The organism is Erythrobacter sp. LQ02-29 (assembly GCF_022576075.2).
Lineage (GTDB): Bacteria > Pseudomonadota > Alphaproteobacteria > Sphingomonadales > Sphingomonadaceae > Alteriqipengyuania.
In genome coordinates, this window is record NZ_JANCNT010000001.1 from 1604331 (window position 1) to 1620415 (window position 16085).

Below are 16085 nucleotides of genomic sequence, written 5' to 3' on the forward strand. Positions count from 1 at the left end.
CCTCGCGGTTAACGCGATCCGAATAAGGTCGGTCAGGTCGGCACGCTCTGCGAGGCGGCGCGGGTCGCTTCCCCTCGGCGGGTGGCGCTCGACACCAGCCAGATGGCGAGGCAGGCGGCGACGAAGCCCGGGATGATCTCGTAAACCCCCGGGCCGCCCAGAAAGGCGTCGTTCCAGCCAAGCGCAATCCAGCCGACCACCACCGCCGCCCCGGTGACGAGGCCAGCGACCGCGCCCGCGCCCGTCATCCGCTTCCACGTCAGGGCGAACAGGATCAGCGGGCCGAAGGCGGCGCCGAACCCGGCCCAGGCGTTGGAGACGAGGCCCAGCACCTCGCTGTCGGGGTCCGCAGCGATGGCGATCGCCGCCAGCGCGACCAGCAGCACCGCCAGCCGCCCGACATTCACCGCCTCGCGTTCGCTCGCTTCCTTGCGGAAGAACAGGCGATAGAAATCCTCGACCAGCGAGCTGGAGCTGACCAGCAGCTGCGAGCTGATCGTGCTCATGATCGCGGCCAGCAGCGCGGCCAGCAGGAAGCCGGTGATCAGCGGCTGGAACAGCAGGTCGGCAAGGACAATGAAGATCGTTTCGGGATCCTCGATCGGAATGCCGTTGCGCGACAGATAGGCGCGGCCGGCAAGGCCGATGCCGAGCGAGCCGAGCAGGCAGATCGCCATCCAGCCGAGGCCGATATTGCGGGCAGTGGGCATCGCCTCCACGCTGCGCACCGCCATGAAGCGCACGATGATGTGCGGCTGGCCGAAATAGCCCAGGCCCCACGTTACTGCCGACAGGAAGCCGACGAAGGTCAACCCGTTGGTGATGTCGAGGAAGCCCGGCTGGACATTGGTGAGCGATTCGCCCGCGCTGCCGCCCGGTCCGAACATGATGACCAGCGGCATGATGACTAGTGCCAGCATCATGATGACGCCCTGCACGAAATCGGTCAGGCTGACCGCCAGGAAGCCGCCGACCATGGTGTAGGCGAGCACCACGCCGCAGGTGATCCAGATGCCCAGCATGTAATCGCTCATCGCGACATCGGGCAGCAGCCCGGCGAAACTGGTCGCGAACAGCTTGCCCCCGCCGACGAGGCCGGCGGCGGTATAGACGGTGAAGAACAGCACCACGATGATGGCGGAGATCACGCGCAGCGCCACCGCCTTGTCCGGGAAACGATTGGCGAGGAATTCGGGAATCGTAAGCGCGTTGCCCAGCTCTTCCGTCTGTTGCCGCAGGCGCGGGGCGACGATCACCCAGTTGGCGATGGCGCCCAGGAACAGGCCGATCCCGATCCACGCTTCCACCAGCCCCGAGGCGTAGAGCGCGCCGGGTAGGCCGAGCAGCAGCCAGCCAGACATATCCGAGGCACCGGCGGACAGCGCGGCGACCGAGGGGGGCAGGTTGCGCCCTGCGAGGAGATAGCCTTCGCTGGTGTCGGTCGATTTGCGCCACGCATAGAGCCCGATGCCAAGCATCAGGATGAAATAGGCGGCGAGCGAAATGAGTGTTCCCGTCTGCATGCAGCACCTAGTAACAAATGAAACCGGTTTTGGCCACCGAGGGCCGCGAACATCCCCATACCGCGATAAAGCGTAAAGCCCGGACGGGCTGGGATGCGCCGGGCGAGCGAGTGCCCGAATTGACAGGGAACATGCGAGAGACGCGGATCATTGCAAGGATTAATTTGGAAGTTCGTGTGGTTCTTGCGTGCGCAACTTCGAGCAACCTCCTGTAATTCATCCCGCTTTGCGCTCTACGACCGGCAAGCAAGATTTTTGTGCGGCGGCACCCCCGCGAGGCTCTCTCGCAGCATCGTTCCTCCCCGGCGCGGGTGACGAAGGTGACACCCCGTCACTTTCGCCAGCGATGTGTAAGTCTTGAAATATGAAGCATTTTGCTGGTTCTCGTGCGACCGGACGGACAGGTGCATGGCGAGCGGAGGCCGGTCCTCCTCCTCTTCGGCGATGAAAGTCGGGAGGTGATACACAGCTTCGACCAGGTAGGAAATTTAACCCCGCTCGTCGGACCCCGGCCCAGTCCCACCCGTTCGACAGGAGAAACGTGGCCTCGCGCCTCATTAAGTGCCTCAGGAAATCCAGACAGCAGGAGATATACATGACCGCCGCATCCGACCGTTTTTCAGGAAAGACCGTGATAGTCACCGGATCCTCGTCCGGCATCGGCCGCGGCATCGCGGAACGTTTCGCAGCGGAAGGGGCTAACGTTGTGCTCAATTCGCGCAGCCGCGACGATATCGAGAAGGTCGCCGAGGGGCTGGACGAGAACCGCACGCTGCTGGTGGAAGGCGACGTTTCGAAACCCGAATTCGCGAAGGATATCGTCGCCAAGACGGTGGAGCGCTTCGGCGGGCTCGACGTGCTTTGCAACAATGCCGGCGTCGGTGGCAACGGTCCGCTCGCAGAAGCGAGCGACGACGATATCGACCAGATGATCGACATCAACGTGAAGGGCGTCCTGTATCTGTGCCGCGCGGCGATCCCCGAACTCGCAAAGGCCAACGGCAGTATCGTCAACACCTCCAGCGTCTCGGGCACCGGCGGCGACTGGACGATGCCGATCTATTGCGCTTCGAAGGGCGCGGTGACCAATCTGACCCGCGCACTGGCGATGCAGTTGGGCCAGCAGGGCGTGCGGGTGAACGCCGTGTGCCCCAGCTTCACCCGGTCCGAGATGAGCAGCGGGATCGAGGAGAACGATGCGCTGATGACCGCCTTCATGCGCCGCATGCCGCTGGGCCGCCCCGGTGAGCCGGAGGATGTCGCGGCAGTGGTCGCCTTCCTCGCATCGGACGACGCGCGCCATGTGACGGGAGTGAACCTACCGGTGGACGGCGGCGTCAGCGCATCCAATGGCCAGCCGAATTTCGGGGCGTTCCAGTAGGGCGCGTGGGACGCCCTTGACGTTCGTCGTTTAGCCTATTAGCTAAATGGCTATGACCGGTGTGTTCGATGCTCTGTCCCATCCCATTCGGCGCGAGGTGCTGGAGCTGCTGAAAGGCGGGGGGATGAGCGCCGGCGACCTTGCCGATAATTTCGCGGTCAGCAAGCCGACCATGTCGGGCCATTTCGCGAAGCTGAAGGCAGCGGGGCTGATCCTGGGTGAGAACCGCGGCGGACAAGTGATCTATACGCTCAACATGTCGACGCTGGAGGAGGCGCTGATGGGCTTCATGGGCCGGATGGGGATGGAGCGCCCGGCGAACGGGGCGGCTCTGCCTGCCCCAGCGCAAGGAACCACGCGATGAATACCCGCACGCCGCTGATCGTGTCGCTTGCCCTCGCGGTCGCAATGGCGATGTTCGCGCTCTACGCCGCGTCGCTGTTACCCGACGGCGCGCAATTGCCCACGCACTGGAACGCGGCGGGCGAGGTCGACGATACCAGCCCGGCGCTCTTCGCCCTGCTCATGCCGGTGGGCCTGGTTATCTTCCTTGCCGCCCTGTTCGCGATCATTCCCCGGATCGAACCGCTGCAGAATCAGCTGGATGCCTCGGGCGACCTGCTGAAGGCCGTGTGGTACGCGATGCTGGCGCTGATGGTGCTGGTGCAGGCCATGATCGCCATGCCGGCCTTCGGGCGGGAGCCTTCCGCCGATCTCTTGATCGTCGGGGTGGGGGTGCTATTCATCGTGATCGGCAACATGCTGCCCAAGAGCCGACCCGGTTTCTTCGTCGGCATCCGCACGCCCTGGACGCTGACTGATACCGACAACTGGATCGCCACCCACCGGCTGGGCGGCAAGCTGTTCATGGCAGCGGGTGCGGCCATCCTGTTGACGGTGATCCTGCCATTCGCCCCATCGACCCGCGCGGGGATCATGATCGGCGCGACTGTCGTGGCGGCGCTGTTGCCCGCGATATACAGCTGGTTTTTCTGGCACCGGAGCAGGAAAGAAGGGGAGACGGGCCGATGAGCATGGCGATCGGTTTGGCGCTTGCGCTGGGCGGCGTCGCAGCGGCCCCGGCGGCGACAGCACAGGATACGCCTATGGAGCGAGCCATTACCGCGCCGGGGCCGAAGGGCGACCTTGCGGGGACGCTGCGCGAACCTGCGGGGGATGGCGATGCGCCCGTGGTGCTGATCCTGCCCGGCTCCGGCCCGACGGATCGTGACGGCAACAGCCCGATGGGCCTGAAGGCGGCGACCTATCGCTATCTGGCGGACGATCTCGCCGCGCGGGGGATCTCCAGCGTGCGGATCGACAAGCGCGGGATGTTCGGCAGCAGCGCGGCGGGCAGTCCGGAAGATGTGACGATCGGGGCCTACGCCGCGGACACGCGCAGCTGGATCGGCGCGATCCGCGAGGAAACCGGGGCCGGGTGCGTCTGGCTGCTCGGCCACAGCGAGGGCGGCCTGATCGCGCTCGCCAGCGCGGCGCAGAGCGGGGAGGGGGTGTGCGGCCTCATCCTCGTCGCCGCTCCCGGCCGCCCACTGCAGGACATCATCCGCGAGCAGCTGCGCGCCAATCCAGCCAACGCGTTTCTATTGACGGACGCGGACCGCATCATCGACGCGCTGATCGCGGGCGAAACCGTGCCCGACAGCGAAATACCCGTGCCGCTGCTGCCGCTGTTCCGCGAAAGCATCCAGGGTTTTGTGCGCAGCGAATTCGCGCTCGATCCGGCGGAGCTGGCGAAGGCGACCGACCTGCCGCTATTGCTGGTCTATGGCGGTCGCGACTTGCAGGTGCCGCTTGCCGATGGCGAGCGGCTGGCTGCGGCCCGACCCGATGCGACGCTGGTGCCGTTTCCGGACATGAGCCATGTGTTGAAGACCGTGAAGGGTGAGGGCGTGCAGGCGAACCTCGCCACCTATGCCGATCCAAATCTTCCGCTCACCGAGGGGGTAGGGGATGCGATCGCGCAGTTCGTAGAGGATAGTCCGGCGCGCTAATCTTTCGCCCTGATGAACGAACCATTCACCATAATGTCGGGTGTTGCAACATTGCATCTGTTCCCGGCAACAAATGTTCACGTCCTATGGAACGCCAGCGCAACCCGTCCGTTCGGCCCCCACAACAGGGAAATGAATGGATAAGGATTCTACATGTCTAAGCTTCTGACACTCTCGGCGGCCGCGCTTGCGACGGGCGCTTTCGCGGTTCCGGCCATGGCGCAGGAAACCACCCCCGAAGACAATTTCAACGGACCGTATGTCGCCGGCGCGATCAGCCTCGACCAGATCAATTCCGGTCGCGGCGACGGGCTCGCCTTCGATACCGATGGCGATGGCAGCTTCGACAACAACGTGCTGACCACGACCGGCGCCAACGCGTTCTCGCCCGGCTTCTGCAACGGCGGCGCGAACGGCGCGACCACCGGGGCGGGTTGCATGGATGACAAGAACGACCTCGGCTATGCCGGCCGGATCGGTTTCGACAAGCGGCTCAACGGCGGCTCGTTCGTCGTCGGTGCGCTGATCGAGGGCGCGGGCTCGCAAGCGCGCGACTACTCCACCGGCTTCAGCACGACCCCGGCGAGCTACACCGCCAGCCGCAGCTTGGATTACTCCGCCGCTGCGCGCCTGCGTGCCGGCTGGTCGCCGGGTGACGGCCGTGGCCTGTTCTACGCCACCGGCGGTGTCGCCTACGGCAAGATCGACCACGATTTCACCACCACCAACACGGCCAACAGCTTCACCGAGAACAACGATGGCGACTGGCAGTTCGGCTGGCAGGCCGGCGGCGGCGCGGAGCTGATGGTGACGCGCAACATCAGCATCGGTGCCGAGTACCTGTATTCGCACTACAACGACGGCGACTACAGCGTCGGCGTGACGCAGGGTAGCGCGCCCGCGACCAACCCGTTCCTGCTCGATTCCGGCCAGACCAACCTGCGCCCGAGCGACGACAATCTCAGCTTCCACTCCTTCCGCGCGACGGTCGGCTTCCACTTCTAAAGCCGAGCCGCGAGGCTGATACGAGAAAGGGCACCGCGAGCGATCGCGGTGCCCTTTTTCATGTGCCCGACCGCCGGCAGCGGCGGCGCGGTGGCAGCGTATCAGTCGGCCGCCTTGCGCTTCGCCTTCTTGCGTTCGTGCGGATCGAGGATCGCCTTGCGCAGGCGGATCGATTCCGGCGTGACCTCAACCATCTCGTCATTGTCGATATAGGCGATCGACTGTTCCAGCGTCATCACGCGAGGCGGGGTGAGCCGGATCGCGTCGTCCTTGCCGGTCGAGCGGAAGTTGGTCAGCTGCTTCGACTTCATCGGATTGACTTCGAGATCGTCGGGCTTGGCGTTCTCGCCGATGATCATGCCCTCGTAGATTTTCGCGCCCGAACCGATGAACAGCTCGCCACGTTCCTCCAGCGCGTTGAGCGCGTAGCCGACCGCTTCGCCCGAAACCATCGAGATCAGCACGCCGTTCTGGCGGCCCTCGATCGGGCCCTTGTAGGCGTCGTACTTCTCGAACAAGCGGTTCATGATTCCCGTGCCGCGCGTGTCGGACAGGAATTCCCCGTGATAGCCGATCAGTCCGCGGCTAGGGGCGGAGAAGGTGATGCGCGTCTTGCCCTGGCCCGACGGACGCATCTCGGTCAGTTCGGCCTTGCGGCGCTGCATCTTCTCCACGACCGTGCCGGAATGTTCGTCGTCGACGTCGATGACGACCGTCTCGAACGGCTCCTGCCGCTGGCCGTCCTCTTCGCGGAACAGCACGCGGGGGCGGCTGATGCCCAGTTCGAAGCCCTCGCGCCGCATCGTCTCGATCAGCACGCCGAGCTGCAATTCGCCGCGGCCCGCGACTTCGAAGCTATCCTTGTCCTCGCTTTCCGTGATCCGGATCGCGACATTGGTTTCCGCCTCGCGGTACAACCGGTCGCGGATCATGCGGCTCGTCACCTTGCTGCCCTCGCGGCCCGCGAGCGGGCTGTCGTTGACGGCGAAGCGCATGGCGAGCGTGGGCGGGTCGATCGGCTGCGCCTGGATCGGCTCCGACACGCTCGGATCGGCGATGGTGTTGGCGACGGTCGCCTTCTCGAGGCCCGCCAGCGCGATGATGTCGCCCGCCCGCGCGCTATCGACCGGCACGCGGTCGAGCCCGTCGAAGCTGAGCAACTTGGTCGCGCGACCGACTTCGATCACCTTGCCGTCGGCGTCGATGGCGTGGATCGGATCGTTGACCTTGATGGTACCCGACTGGACCCGTCCGGTCAGCACGCGGCCCATGAAATTGTCGCGGTCGAGCAGCGTCGCGAGAAAGCTGAACGGGCCGCTATCGTCCAGGCCCGGCGCGGGGACGTGGTTGGTGATCAGCTCGAACAGCGGGTTCAGGTCGCCCTCGCGCGCGGTCTCGTCGCTGCTGGCATAGCCGTCTCGGCCCGAGGCCCAGAGCGACGGGAAATCGAGCTGCTCGTCGTTCGCGTCGAGGCTGGCGAACAGGTCGAACACCTCGTCCAGCACCTCTTGCGGGCGCGCGTCGGACCGGTCGATCTTGTTCACCACGACGATCGGCCGCAGGCCCAGCGCCAGCGCCTTGCCGGTCACGAACTTGGTCTGCGGCATGGGGCCCTCGGCCGAATCGACCAGCAGGATGACCCCGTCGACCATGCTGAGAATGCGTTCCACCTCGGCACCGAAATCGGCGTGGCCCGGCGTGTCGACGATATTGATGCGCGTGCCGTTCCATTCGACGCTGGTGCACTTCGCGAGGATGGTGATTCCGCGTTCCTTTTCCAGGTCGTTCGAATCCATCGCGCGTTCCTCGATGCGCTGGTTCTCACGATAGGTGCCGGATTGGCGGAAAAGCTGGTCGACGAGCGTGGTCTTGCCATGGTCGACGTGGGCGATGATCGCCACGTTGCGTAAGCGGTCTGACATAGGTTTTCTCTGATGAATGGCAGGGGCGGGGCTAGGCCCGACATATTCGGGCGCGCCCCTAGATCAGCCGTGCCCCTACGACAAGTGTGGCACAGGTGCAACGATAAGCCGACTCGCGAATTTCGGGGCGGTGGCGGCGCTTGTGAGGGGGATTCGCGACCGCTAAGTCTGATTTCATAACGGGAGGGGGCATGGTGACTTCACTTCCGAGCAGAGAGGAAGCCAGTCGATCATGAAACAGCGTCCGTCCTTTAACTCGTCGCGCCTGGGTTTGTTTGCCGGTGCCGCGCTGGTCTCCCTGCTTCCCGCCGCTGCGATGGCGCAGGCGATTCCCGATCCGCGCACCAACGATAACGACGCGGAACTGACCGACGATGAGCCGGACGTCTCCCCGCCGACCGACAGCGCGACGATCATCGTCACCGCGACCAAGCGCGCGCAGACGCTGCAGGAGGCACCCGTATCCGTCAGCGTGACCACGGGAGAGACGCTGGAGCGCGCGGAAATCCGCGACCTGCTCGACCTGCAGACCGTCACCCCGTCGCTCCGCGTCAGCCAGTTGCAAAGTTCCGCCAACACCACCTTCATCATTCGCGGCTTCGGCAACGGGGCCAACAATGTCGGCGTGGAGCCTTCCGTCGCGGTCTTCATCGACGGCGTCTTCCGCTCCCGCTCGGCGGCGCAGATCAACGATATCGCCAATGTCGAGCGGGTCGAGGTCCTGCGCGGTCCACAATCGACGCTGTTCGGCAAGAATGCGAGCGCGGGCGTGATCAACGTCGTGACGCGCGAGCCGCAATTCGATTTCGGCGGCTCGATCAGCGCGACCTACGGCAATTACGATCAGATCGTGGTGAAGGGGGACGTCACAGGCCCGCTGACCCAGTCGGTCGCCTTCTCGCTGGAAGGCAATTACAACAAGCGCGACGGTTACGTCGACGTCGTCAATCTGGACGAAAAGATCAACGATCGCGACCGCTGGATGGTGCGCGGTCAGCTGCTGTTCGACAATGGCGGCCCGCTGCGCCTGCGCGCCATCGGCGATTATTCGAAGATCGACGAGCTGTGCTGTTACGCCGGCAATGTGCGGGCAGGGCCGACCACCCCGCTGCTGTTCGCGCTGGGCGGCGCGATCGAGCCTGAAAACCTCTATTCCGACCGCACCTATCTCAACAAGCTGCCGGTCAACAAGATCGAGGCCTATGGCGGATCGTTGCAGGGCGACCTCGAACTGGGCCAGCTCACGCTGACATCCATCACCTCCTATCGCGAGCTGCGCGCGTTCAGCGATCAGGACGTCGATTTCACCAGCGTCGATTTCATCAACGAATTCCGCGATCAGGCGGTCGACACCTTCACGCAGGAAGTGCGGCTGGCCTCCGATTTCGACGGTCCGCTGAACTTCCTGCTCGGCGGTTTCTACTTCAAGGAAAATGTCGAGCAGACCAGCGGGATCACCAACGGCACGCAGACGCGGCCGTTCTTCGACCTGCTGGCGGGCAATGGCGTGCCCGGCACGCTGGCCAACCTCGAGACGCAGCTGGGCATCCCAGCCGGGTCGATCTTCGCGCAAGGGCCGTCCACGCGCGAGGCGTTCTCGCTCGACGACGAATCCTATTCGATCTTCGGGACGGTCGATTTCCAGCCGATCGACCGGCTGACCATCACCGGCGGTTTCAACTACACCCACGATGCGAAGGATTTCACGGCGGAGCAGACGTCGTTCGATCCGCTGGCGAACATCAACCTGGCCGATGCCTTCATCACCGCCGCGACCGGCGGTGCGGTGCGCACCCGGGCGCAGTTCCAGGCCCTGCCGGCCGCGGCGCAGGCGCAGCTGGGCGCGCTGGCCTTGCGCCCGTGCGGTACGAACGGTGCCCCGCCGCAGTCCCCGGCGTGCAACCCGCTGTTGCCGCTGGCCGCGCTGCAGTTCCTGCCCCCGTTCCTGGCCGTGCCTAACGCGGTCGAGCCCGGGCGGACGCGCGATGGCGACTGGAGCTACACCGGCCGCGTCGCTTTCGACGTCAGCGACCAGATCAATACCTATTTCACCTACGCGACCGGGTTCAAGGCGTCGTCCGTCAACCTGTCGCGCGATTCCCGCCCGGTTCTGGGCGATTACACCCCGGCGACCCTTCCCAGCGGCGTCAGGCCGATCGTCGGCGGCAGCAATTTCCTCGCCCCGTCCTCCCCGATCCTCGACGCGGGCCTGCCGATCACCAACCTGACCGCGGGCACGCGCTTCGCCGGACCGGAGGAATCGGAGGTGTACGAGCTGGGCATCAAGGCGGCGTTCCCGGGTCTCGCCGTCAACCTCGCGATCTTCGACCAGACGCTAAAGGGCTTCCAGTCCAACGCCTTTACCGGTACCGGTTTCGCCCTCGTCAATGCGGGCAAGCAATCGACCAAGGGCTTCGAGCTGGACAGCACGATCACCCCGATCGACCCGCTCGTGTTCACCTTCTCGCTGACCTATCTCGATCCGAAATATGACAGCTTCACCGGATCGGCGGTGGGCGACCTTACGGGCTTCCGCCCGGCGGACATCCCCGAATGGACGATCGCCACCTCGGCATCCTACACCCACGAGTTCGGCAATAGCGGCAATCTGCTGATCGGGCGGATCGACTATTATCACGAAAGCAACACGCAGATCGTCGATGGCCTGCCCGATTTCGCCGATTTCGGCGCGGCGGACCCTTACGCCGCCGCGCGCGCGATCGCAGCCAACTATCGGCGCGAGATCAACCAGGTGAACGCATCGCTCACCCTGGTGCTGGAAAACGGGTTCGAACTGACGGGCTATGTCCGCAATCTGACCAACGATCGCTACACGACCCAGATTTTCCCCTCGGTCGCGCAGCAGGGGTCGATCTCCGGCTATCCCAACGCGCCGCGTACCTACGGCGTGACGGGCCGCTTCCGCTTCTGACCGAAAAAGGCCATCGCGAAACGGAGGAAGGGGGCCCGCGCGGCCCCCTTTTTCGTAGGCGCTACAGCGTGCGCAACACCTGGGCGGGGCGGGCGCGGAGGAGGAGCAGCGACCCCGCCACGGCGAAGCCCAGCACCACCGCCAGCCCCGCGCCGAGCACCGCGAATACGGTTGGCCAATCGGGCAGCCAGTCGAACTCGAACAGCTGCGTCACGATAAGCCAGGCGAGCCCGCTGCCCAGCACCAGCGCCAGCACGGCAAGGACCAGCGCAAGCAGCGCGTATTCCGCCAGCTGGGTCAACAGCACCTGCCGCCGGCTGGCACCCAGCACGCGCAGAATCACGGTGTCGTAAGTGCGCGCGGCCCTCGCGGCAGCGATCGCGCCCAGCAGCACTGCCAGCCCCGCCAGCACCGCCACCGATGCCGCGGCAAGCGTCGCCAGCCCGATTTGTCGCAACAGATCGCGCGCCTGAGTGAGGATCGGCCCGACCTCGATTACGCTGGTGGCCGGGAAGCTGCGTACCAGATCGCGCAACAGTGGGCCCGTGGGGCGACCCGGGGTCAGGTCGATCGTCGCGGCAAGGTTGTGCGGCGCATCCTCCAGCGCGTTGGGCGAGAAGACGAGCACGTAGTTGAAGCCCAGGCTTTCCCAGTCGATCCGCCGCAGGTTCGCCACCCGCGCGGTGCGCTCCACGCCCAGCAGCGAAATCGAGAGGTAATCGCCGGGGTTCAGGCCGATGGCCTGCGCGAAATCCTCGTCGACCGAAACCAGCGGTTCGCCCCCGTAATCCTTCGGCCACCATTGCCCGTCGGTGACCACGTTGCCCGGCGGCACCGCATCCGAATAGGTCAGCCCGCGTTCGCCGCGCAAGGGCCAGCCGCCCTCGGGAATTTCCTTCAGCTCGGCGACCTGCGTCATCGCGTCCTTCGGGCCGAACGCGGTGATCGCGCCGCGCAGCGCGGGCAGGGTTCGGATCGCGGCCTGCGGGTCGTAGCGCTGCACGGTCTGCCGGAACTGCGCCTCCTGCGGCGGCGGCACGTCGAGCACGAAATAGTCGGGCGCGCGCTCCGGCACCCGTTTCGCGACATTTCCGTCGATCGCGGTCTGGACGGCAGCGAGCAGGACGAAGGCGGTCAGCCCGAAGCCGAGCGCGGTGACGAGGGCGGGGGTGCCCGAACCGGGCCGGTGAAGATTGGCGATCGCCGTGCGCAGCAGCGGGTTGCCGGTCCGGGGCGCGCGTGTCGCCAGCCATTGCGCCACCCAGCCAAGCCCGGCGAGCAATGCGATCATCGCCGCCGCTCCGCCCAGAAAGCCGGCGGTCAGCCAGGTCGAACGCGCCGTCAGAAGCGCGAGAGCGACGATTGCGACCAGTCCTCCGCCGACCCACAGCCATGCGGCCCGATCCCGTGCCAGTGGGGCGACGCGCGCTCGCATCAGCGCCATCGCCGGATAGCGGCGCGCGCGCAGCAGCGGTGTGGCGGCGAAGACGAACGCCACCAGCAGGCCGTAGGCCGCGGCGAGGAGGAGAGCTCCCGGTGCAAAGACGAAGCCGCTCTCCACCGGCAGCAGCCCTTGCAGCGCCTGCGCCAGCAGCGGCACGATAGCTACGCCTGCGAGCAATCCCGCCGCACTGCCCGCAAGGGCCGCCGCGCCGATCTGCAACGCATAGATGCGGGCGATGTCGCGGCTGTCCGCACCCAGGATCTTCAGCGTGGCGATGCTGGCGCGCCGCGCCTCGAGATAGGACGAGACGCCGCCACCGATGCCGATTCCGGCGATCACCAGCGCGGCGAGACCGACCAGCGTCAGGAATTGCCCCATCTGCCCGATGAAGCGATCCGCGCCCGGGCTGGCACGATCGCGGGTGCGAAATTCGAAGCCCGCCAGCGGAAACTGCTTGTCCAGCGTGTCGCGCACCGCGCCCGGATCGCGTTCCCGGTCGAAGGCGACGCGCACCTTGGTACGGTACATCGATCCCGGCGCGAGTAGCCCTGCGCGCTGCGGTTCTCCTTCGTCGACGATCACGGTCGGGCCGAGTTGGAAGCCTTCGCCCAACCGGTCGGGCTCTCGGGCGATGACGCCCGCCGCGCGCAAGCTGCGCGTTCCCACCGTGAAGCTCTGCCCGACCTGAAGACCCAGGCGATCCATCGCCCCCTGCGCCAGCCAGGCCGAACCCGGCGGCGGTGCGCGCGCGGTCCGGCCGTCCTCCAGCTCCAGCGTACCGTAGAGGGGGTAGGCCCCATCCACAGATTTCAGCTCGACCGGCGCGGTGTTCTCGCCATGCTGCGCCACCGCCTGCAACCGCGTGCCGCCCGACAGCCGCCCGTAGCGGGCCAGCGCGGCGCTTTCCTCCTGCGTCAGCCCGCGCTGCCACACCTCGACCTCCAGATCGCCGCCGAGGATCTGGCGTCCGTTCTGTTCGAGCTCCTGCTCGATCGCCGTGGTCAGCGTCCCGATTGCGGCGAGCGCCCCGGTGCCGAGGAATAGGCAGACGAGCAGCAGCCGCAATCCGCGGAAGCGCCAGCCGAGCTCGCGCCGCGCGATGGTCCAAGCGGTGCGCCAGCTCATCGGCCGCTCACGGGGCGATATCGCTCGCAATGCGCCCGTCGGCCAGGGTCAGGACACGGTTGCAACGCTTGGCCAGCGTCTCGTCATGCGTGATCACGATCAGCGTCGCGCCGGTTTCCTCGCGCCGCGCGAACAGCAGGTTCGCAATCTCGTCGCCGGTCGCGGTGTCGAGATTGCCCGTGGGTTCGTCGGCGAAGATGAGGTCGGGGCGGGGCGCGATGGCGCGGGCGATGGCGACACGCTGCTGCTCGCCGCCGGAAAGCTGGGCGGGATAGTGGTCGAGCCGGTGGCCGAGCCCCACCGCTTCCAGCTCGGCGGCGGCGCGGTCGCGCGCATCGGATGCGCCCGCGAGTTCCATCGGCGTCGCGACATTCTCCAGCGCGGTCATGGTCGGGAGGAGGTGGAAAGCCTGCAGCACGATGCCGATCCGGCCCCGCCGCGCGCGGGCCAGCGCGTCCTCGTTTATCCCGGTAAAGGCCGCGCCCGCAACCTCCAGACTGCCCGAACTTGCGCGCTCCAGCCCCGACAGCACCGCCATCAGCGAACTCTTGCCCGAGCCCGAGGGGCCGAGCAGCGCCAGCACTTCGCCCCGCGCCACGGTCAGGTCCACGCCATCGAGGATACGCACCGGGCGGCGCGCATCGCCGAGCGTAAGCGTCAGGTTTTCGGCAAGGATCGCTGGCGGCGTCTGGGTACTGGCTGTCACCCCCTTCCACTGGCATAGGGTGAGGGATGGAACAAGCACGACCGACGCTGCGACGCACTCTGACCTTCATCGCCGCTCTGTCGCTGGCCGGCTGCGGCAGCGAGCAGCCGATCCCCGGCGGCGCGACACAGGCGGCGGCGGATCATGCGGCGGGACAGATGGCCGGTCAGGAGGGCACGACGCCCGCCGCCGCGCCGACCGGCCCGGTGCGCCGCATCCTCGCCTTCGGGGACAGCCTGTTCGCCGGGTACAACGTGCCGAAGGATCAGTCGTACCCTGCCGAGCTGGAGCGGGCTTTGCGCGCGGACGGCATCGATGCGCAGGTCACCAATGCGGGCGTTTCGGGCGACACCAGCGCGGCGGGGCGCCAGCGCTTCGCCTTCACGCTGAAGAGCATGCAGTACAAGCCCGACCTCCTGATCCTGGAGCTGGGTGGCAACGATCTGCTGCGCGGTCTTTCGCCGGAGCAGACGCGCGCCAATCTCGCCGCCATGATAGAGGCGGCGCAGGCGCAGGACATTCCGGTGCTGCTGATGGGGCTCGCCGCTCCGGCCAATTTCGGCGGCGATTACGTCAGCGCATTCAACGCGGTCTATCCTTCCCTGGCGAAGCAATACGACATCCCGCTGATCGCGAACTGGGTGTCGTCGGTGGAGGCGCGACCGGAGTTGCGCCAGCAGGATCGGATTCATCCGACGGAGGAGGGTATCGACCTGCTCGTCGCCTCGACCAGCGACCGTGTCGAAGCCGCCTTGGCGCGCTAGTTCAGAGGCGCTCCAGTGCGCCGCCCGCGACCCGCCACACCGCCGCTTCGCCGCGGATCGTCTCGAACGGGGCGAGTTCGGTCCCCGTCATCCAGCTTTGCGCGCCGGTGGCCGCCAGTCGCTCGAACAGCGCGGCGCGGCGCAGCGGATCGAGGTGGGCCGCGACCTCGTCCAGCAGCAGCACCCCGGCGCGGCCGCGCGCGGCGAGTGTCCCGTGGGCGAGGGTGATCGCGATCAGCATCGCCTTCTGCTCGCCGGTGGAACAGCGCGCTGCGGGCGCATCCTTGCCCGCCATGGTCACGATCAGGTCGGCGCGGTGCGGGCCGGTCAGAGTGCGGCCTGCCTGCCGGTCGCGACCGCGCCCTGCGCGCAGCAGCTCGGCCAGCTTCGCCTCCTCCGCCGGGCCACCGGGTTCGAGCGCCAGCAGGGGATGCGCGAAGGGCGCACTGTCCTGCCGCGCTAGCTCGTCGCGCAGCGCCGCCACGACCCGTTCGCGCCCCATCGCCAGCGCGCTGCCATGCGTCGCCATCTGCGCCTCGATCGCGTCGAGCCATTGCGGTTCGGGCGCGCGATCGTCCGAGATCAGCCGGTTACGCTCGCGCAGCGCCGCTTCGTAGCGGGTTGCGTGATGCGCGTGGGTGGGCGCGACCGCTAGCGCCATCCGGTCGACGAAGCGGCGCCGCTCCCCCTTCGCGCCGGTAAAGAGGCCGTCCATCGCCGGTGTCAGCCAGCCGACTGCCAACCACTCGCCCAGCGCCACCGCGCTGCCTTGCGCGCCGTTGATTCGCACCAGCCGCCGACCGGGTCGCTCCGCCTCGACATGTGTGCCGAGCCGCACGGGCTCGCCGCCATCGCGCGGATGGAGCGTCGCGCCGATGGCGAAGCCTGCCGGTTCGCCCTCGCGCGCCATCTCGGCCAGCGGAGCACGGCGCAGGCCACGACCGGGCGCGAGCAGGGACAGCGCCTCCAGCACGTTGGTCTTTCCCGCACCGTTCTCCCCCACCAGCAGGTTGAAGCGCGCCGCCCCGTCGAGGCTCGATTCCGAGTGATTTCGGAAGTTGGAAAGGGAGATGCGATCGAGCGCCATGGGTCCGATCGCGGTTAGCGTGTGCGCCGCCTCAGCGCCAAGCAAAAGGCCGCCGCCGAGATATGGGAAAAATCCCCAACAGGTGGGATCGGGTCATATGGGGTTCATCTTCGGTTGAGGGCGAAATGGCGGAATTCTGCGGGTGGCGCAGTTTGGCACGGCCCATGCAATGTATGGGATGTGG

The 16085-nt window shown here is 66.7% G+C and carries 12 protein-coding genes; 7 read left to right on the forward strand and 5 right to left on the reverse strand.

Going from position 1 to position 16085, the window contains the following annotated elements:
* Positions 1 to 32: 32 nt before the first annotated feature.
* On the reverse strand, positions 33 to 1523 hold the full coding sequence (gene putP / locus MKP08_RS07895; protein WP_241553361.1) for a sodium/proline symporter PutP: 1491 nt from the start codon (positions 1521 to 1523) through the stop codon (positions 33 to 35).
* A 595-nt stretch (positions 1524 to 2118) separates the two neighbouring features.
* Here putP and MKP08_RS07900 point away from each other — a divergent pair.
* The 5 genes from MKP08_RS07900 (at position 2119) to MKP08_RS07920 (ending at position 5921) form a co-directional block, all read left to right on the forward strand.
* On the forward strand, positions 2119 to 2904 hold the full coding sequence (locus tag MKP08_RS07900) for an SDR family NAD(P)-dependent oxidoreductase (RefSeq protein ID WP_241553362.1): 786 nt from the start codon (positions 2119 to 2121) through the stop codon (positions 2902 to 2904).
* A 46-nt stretch (positions 2905 to 2950) separates the two neighbouring features.
* Positions 2951 to 3268, forward strand: coding sequence for a metalloregulator ArsR/SmtB family transcription factor (locus MKP08_RS07905; protein ID WP_371819666.1), 318 nt, complete (start codon positions 2951 to 2953; stop codon positions 3266 to 3268).
* Entirely contained in the window at positions 3265 to 3936 is a 672-nt protein-coding gene (locus MKP08_RS07910; protein WP_241553363.1) for an SdpI family protein, read from the forward strand. The genes MKP08_RS07905 and MKP08_RS07910 overlap by 4 nt, the downstream gene beginning before the upstream one ends.
* Positions 3933 to 4916: an alpha/beta hydrolase gene (locus MKP08_RS07915; RefSeq protein ID WP_241553364.1), complete on the forward strand. Its 984-nt coding sequence runs from the start codon at positions 3933 to 3935 to the stop codon at positions 4914 to 4916. Before MKP08_RS07910 ends, MKP08_RS07915 begins: the two co-directional genes overlap by 4 nt.
* A 153-nt stretch (positions 4917 to 5069) precedes the next feature.
* Positions 5070 to 5921: an outer membrane protein gene (locus tag MKP08_RS07920; protein WP_241553365.1), complete on the forward strand. Its 852-nt coding sequence runs from the start codon at positions 5070 to 5072 to the stop codon at positions 5919 to 5921.
* A 101-nt stretch (positions 5922 to 6022) separates the two neighbouring features.
* Here MKP08_RS07920 and typA read toward each other — a convergent pair whose 3' ends face one another.
* On the reverse strand, positions 6023 to 7843 hold the full coding sequence (gene typA, locus MKP08_RS07925; RefSeq protein ID WP_215228659.1) for a translational GTPase TypA: 1821 nt from the start codon (positions 7841 to 7843) through the stop codon (positions 6023 to 6025).
* A 232-nt stretch (positions 7844 to 8075) separates the two neighbouring features.
* Here typA and MKP08_RS07930 point away from each other — a divergent pair, with 232 nt between their 5' ends.
* Complete coding sequence (locus MKP08_RS07930) at positions 8076 to 10775, forward strand: TonB-dependent receptor (RefSeq protein WP_241553366.1); 2700 nt, start codon at positions 8076 to 8078, stop codon at positions 10773 to 10775.
* 61 nt (positions 10776 to 10836) lie between these two features.
* Here MKP08_RS07930 and MKP08_RS07935 read toward each other — a convergent pair whose 3' ends face one another.
* Both MKP08_RS07935 and MKP08_RS07940 read right to left on the reverse strand, forming a co-directional pair.
* The gene (locus tag MKP08_RS07935) at positions 10837 to 13344 is read right to left on the reverse strand and encodes an ABC transporter permease (protein ID WP_241553367.1); all 2508 of its coding nucleotides are present in this window, start codon (positions 13342 to 13344) and stop codon (positions 10837 to 10839) included.
* A gap of 7 nt (positions 13345 to 13351) precedes the next feature.
* The gene (locus MKP08_RS07940) at positions 13352 to 14050 is read right to left on the reverse strand and encodes an ABC transporter ATP-binding protein (protein ID WP_241553368.1); all 699 of its coding nucleotides are present in this window, start codon (positions 14048 to 14050) and stop codon (positions 13352 to 13354) included.
* 26 nt (positions 14051 to 14076) lie between these two features.
* On the opposite strand from MKP08_RS07940, the gene MKP08_RS07945 reads away from it, so the two are divergent.
* Positions 14077 to 14814: an arylesterase gene (locus MKP08_RS07945; protein ID WP_241553369.1), complete on the forward strand. Its 738-nt coding sequence runs from the start codon at positions 14077 to 14079 to the stop codon at positions 14812 to 14814.
* 1 nt (position 14815) lies between these two features.
* On the opposite strand, the gene recF is transcribed toward MKP08_RS07945, so the two are convergent.
* On the reverse strand, positions 14816 to 15901 hold the full coding sequence (gene recF / locus MKP08_RS07950) for a DNA replication/repair protein RecF (RefSeq protein WP_241553370.1): 1086 nt from the start codon (positions 15899 to 15901) through the stop codon (positions 14816 to 14818).
* Positions 15902 to 16085: the final 184 nt, after the last annotated feature.

Bases quoted from the DNA above. Each gene is read 5' to 3' on its own strand.
- recF (WP_241553370.1), bottom strand. From the start codon at position 15,901: ATGGCGCTCGATCGCATCTCCCTTTCCAACTTCCGAAATCACTCGGAA.
- MKP08_RS07900 (WP_241553362.1), top strand. From the start codon at position 2,119: ATGACCGCCGCATCCGACCGTTTTTCAGGAAAGACCGTGATAGTCACC.
- MKP08_RS07930 (WP_241553366.1), top strand. From the start codon at position 8,076: ATGAAACAGCGTCCGTCCTTTAACTCGTCGCGCCTGGGTTTGTTTGCC.
- MKP08_RS07910 (WP_241553363.1), top strand. From the start codon at position 3,265: ATGAATACCCGCACGCCGCTGATCGTGTCGCTTGCCCTCGCGGTCGCA.
- MKP08_RS07915 (WP_241553364.1), top strand. From the start codon at position 3,933: ATGAGCATGGCGATCGGTTTGGCGCTTGCGCTGGGCGGCGTCGCAGCG.
- MKP08_RS07905 (WP_371819666.1), top strand. From the start codon at position 2,951: ATGGCTATGACCGGTGTGTTCGATGCTCTGTCCCATCCCATTCGGCGC.
- MKP08_RS07920 (WP_241553365.1), top strand. From the start codon at position 5,070: ATGTCTAAGCTTCTGACACTCTCGGCGGCCGCGCTTGCGACGGGCGCT.
- MKP08_RS07935 (WP_241553367.1), bottom strand. From the start codon at position 13,344: ATGAGCTGGCGCACCGCTTGGACCATCGCGCGGCGCGAGCTCGGCTGG.
- putP (WP_241553361.1), bottom strand. From the start codon at position 1,523: ATGCAGACGGGAACACTCATTTCGCTCGCCGCCTATTTCATCCTGATG.
- MKP08_RS07945 (WP_241553369.1), top strand. From the start codon at position 14,077: ATGGAACAAGCACGACCGACGCTGCGACGCACTCTGACCTTCATCGCC.
- typA (WP_215228659.1), bottom strand. From the start codon at position 7,843: ATGTCAGACCGCTTACGCAACGTGGCGATCATCGCCCACGTCGACCAT.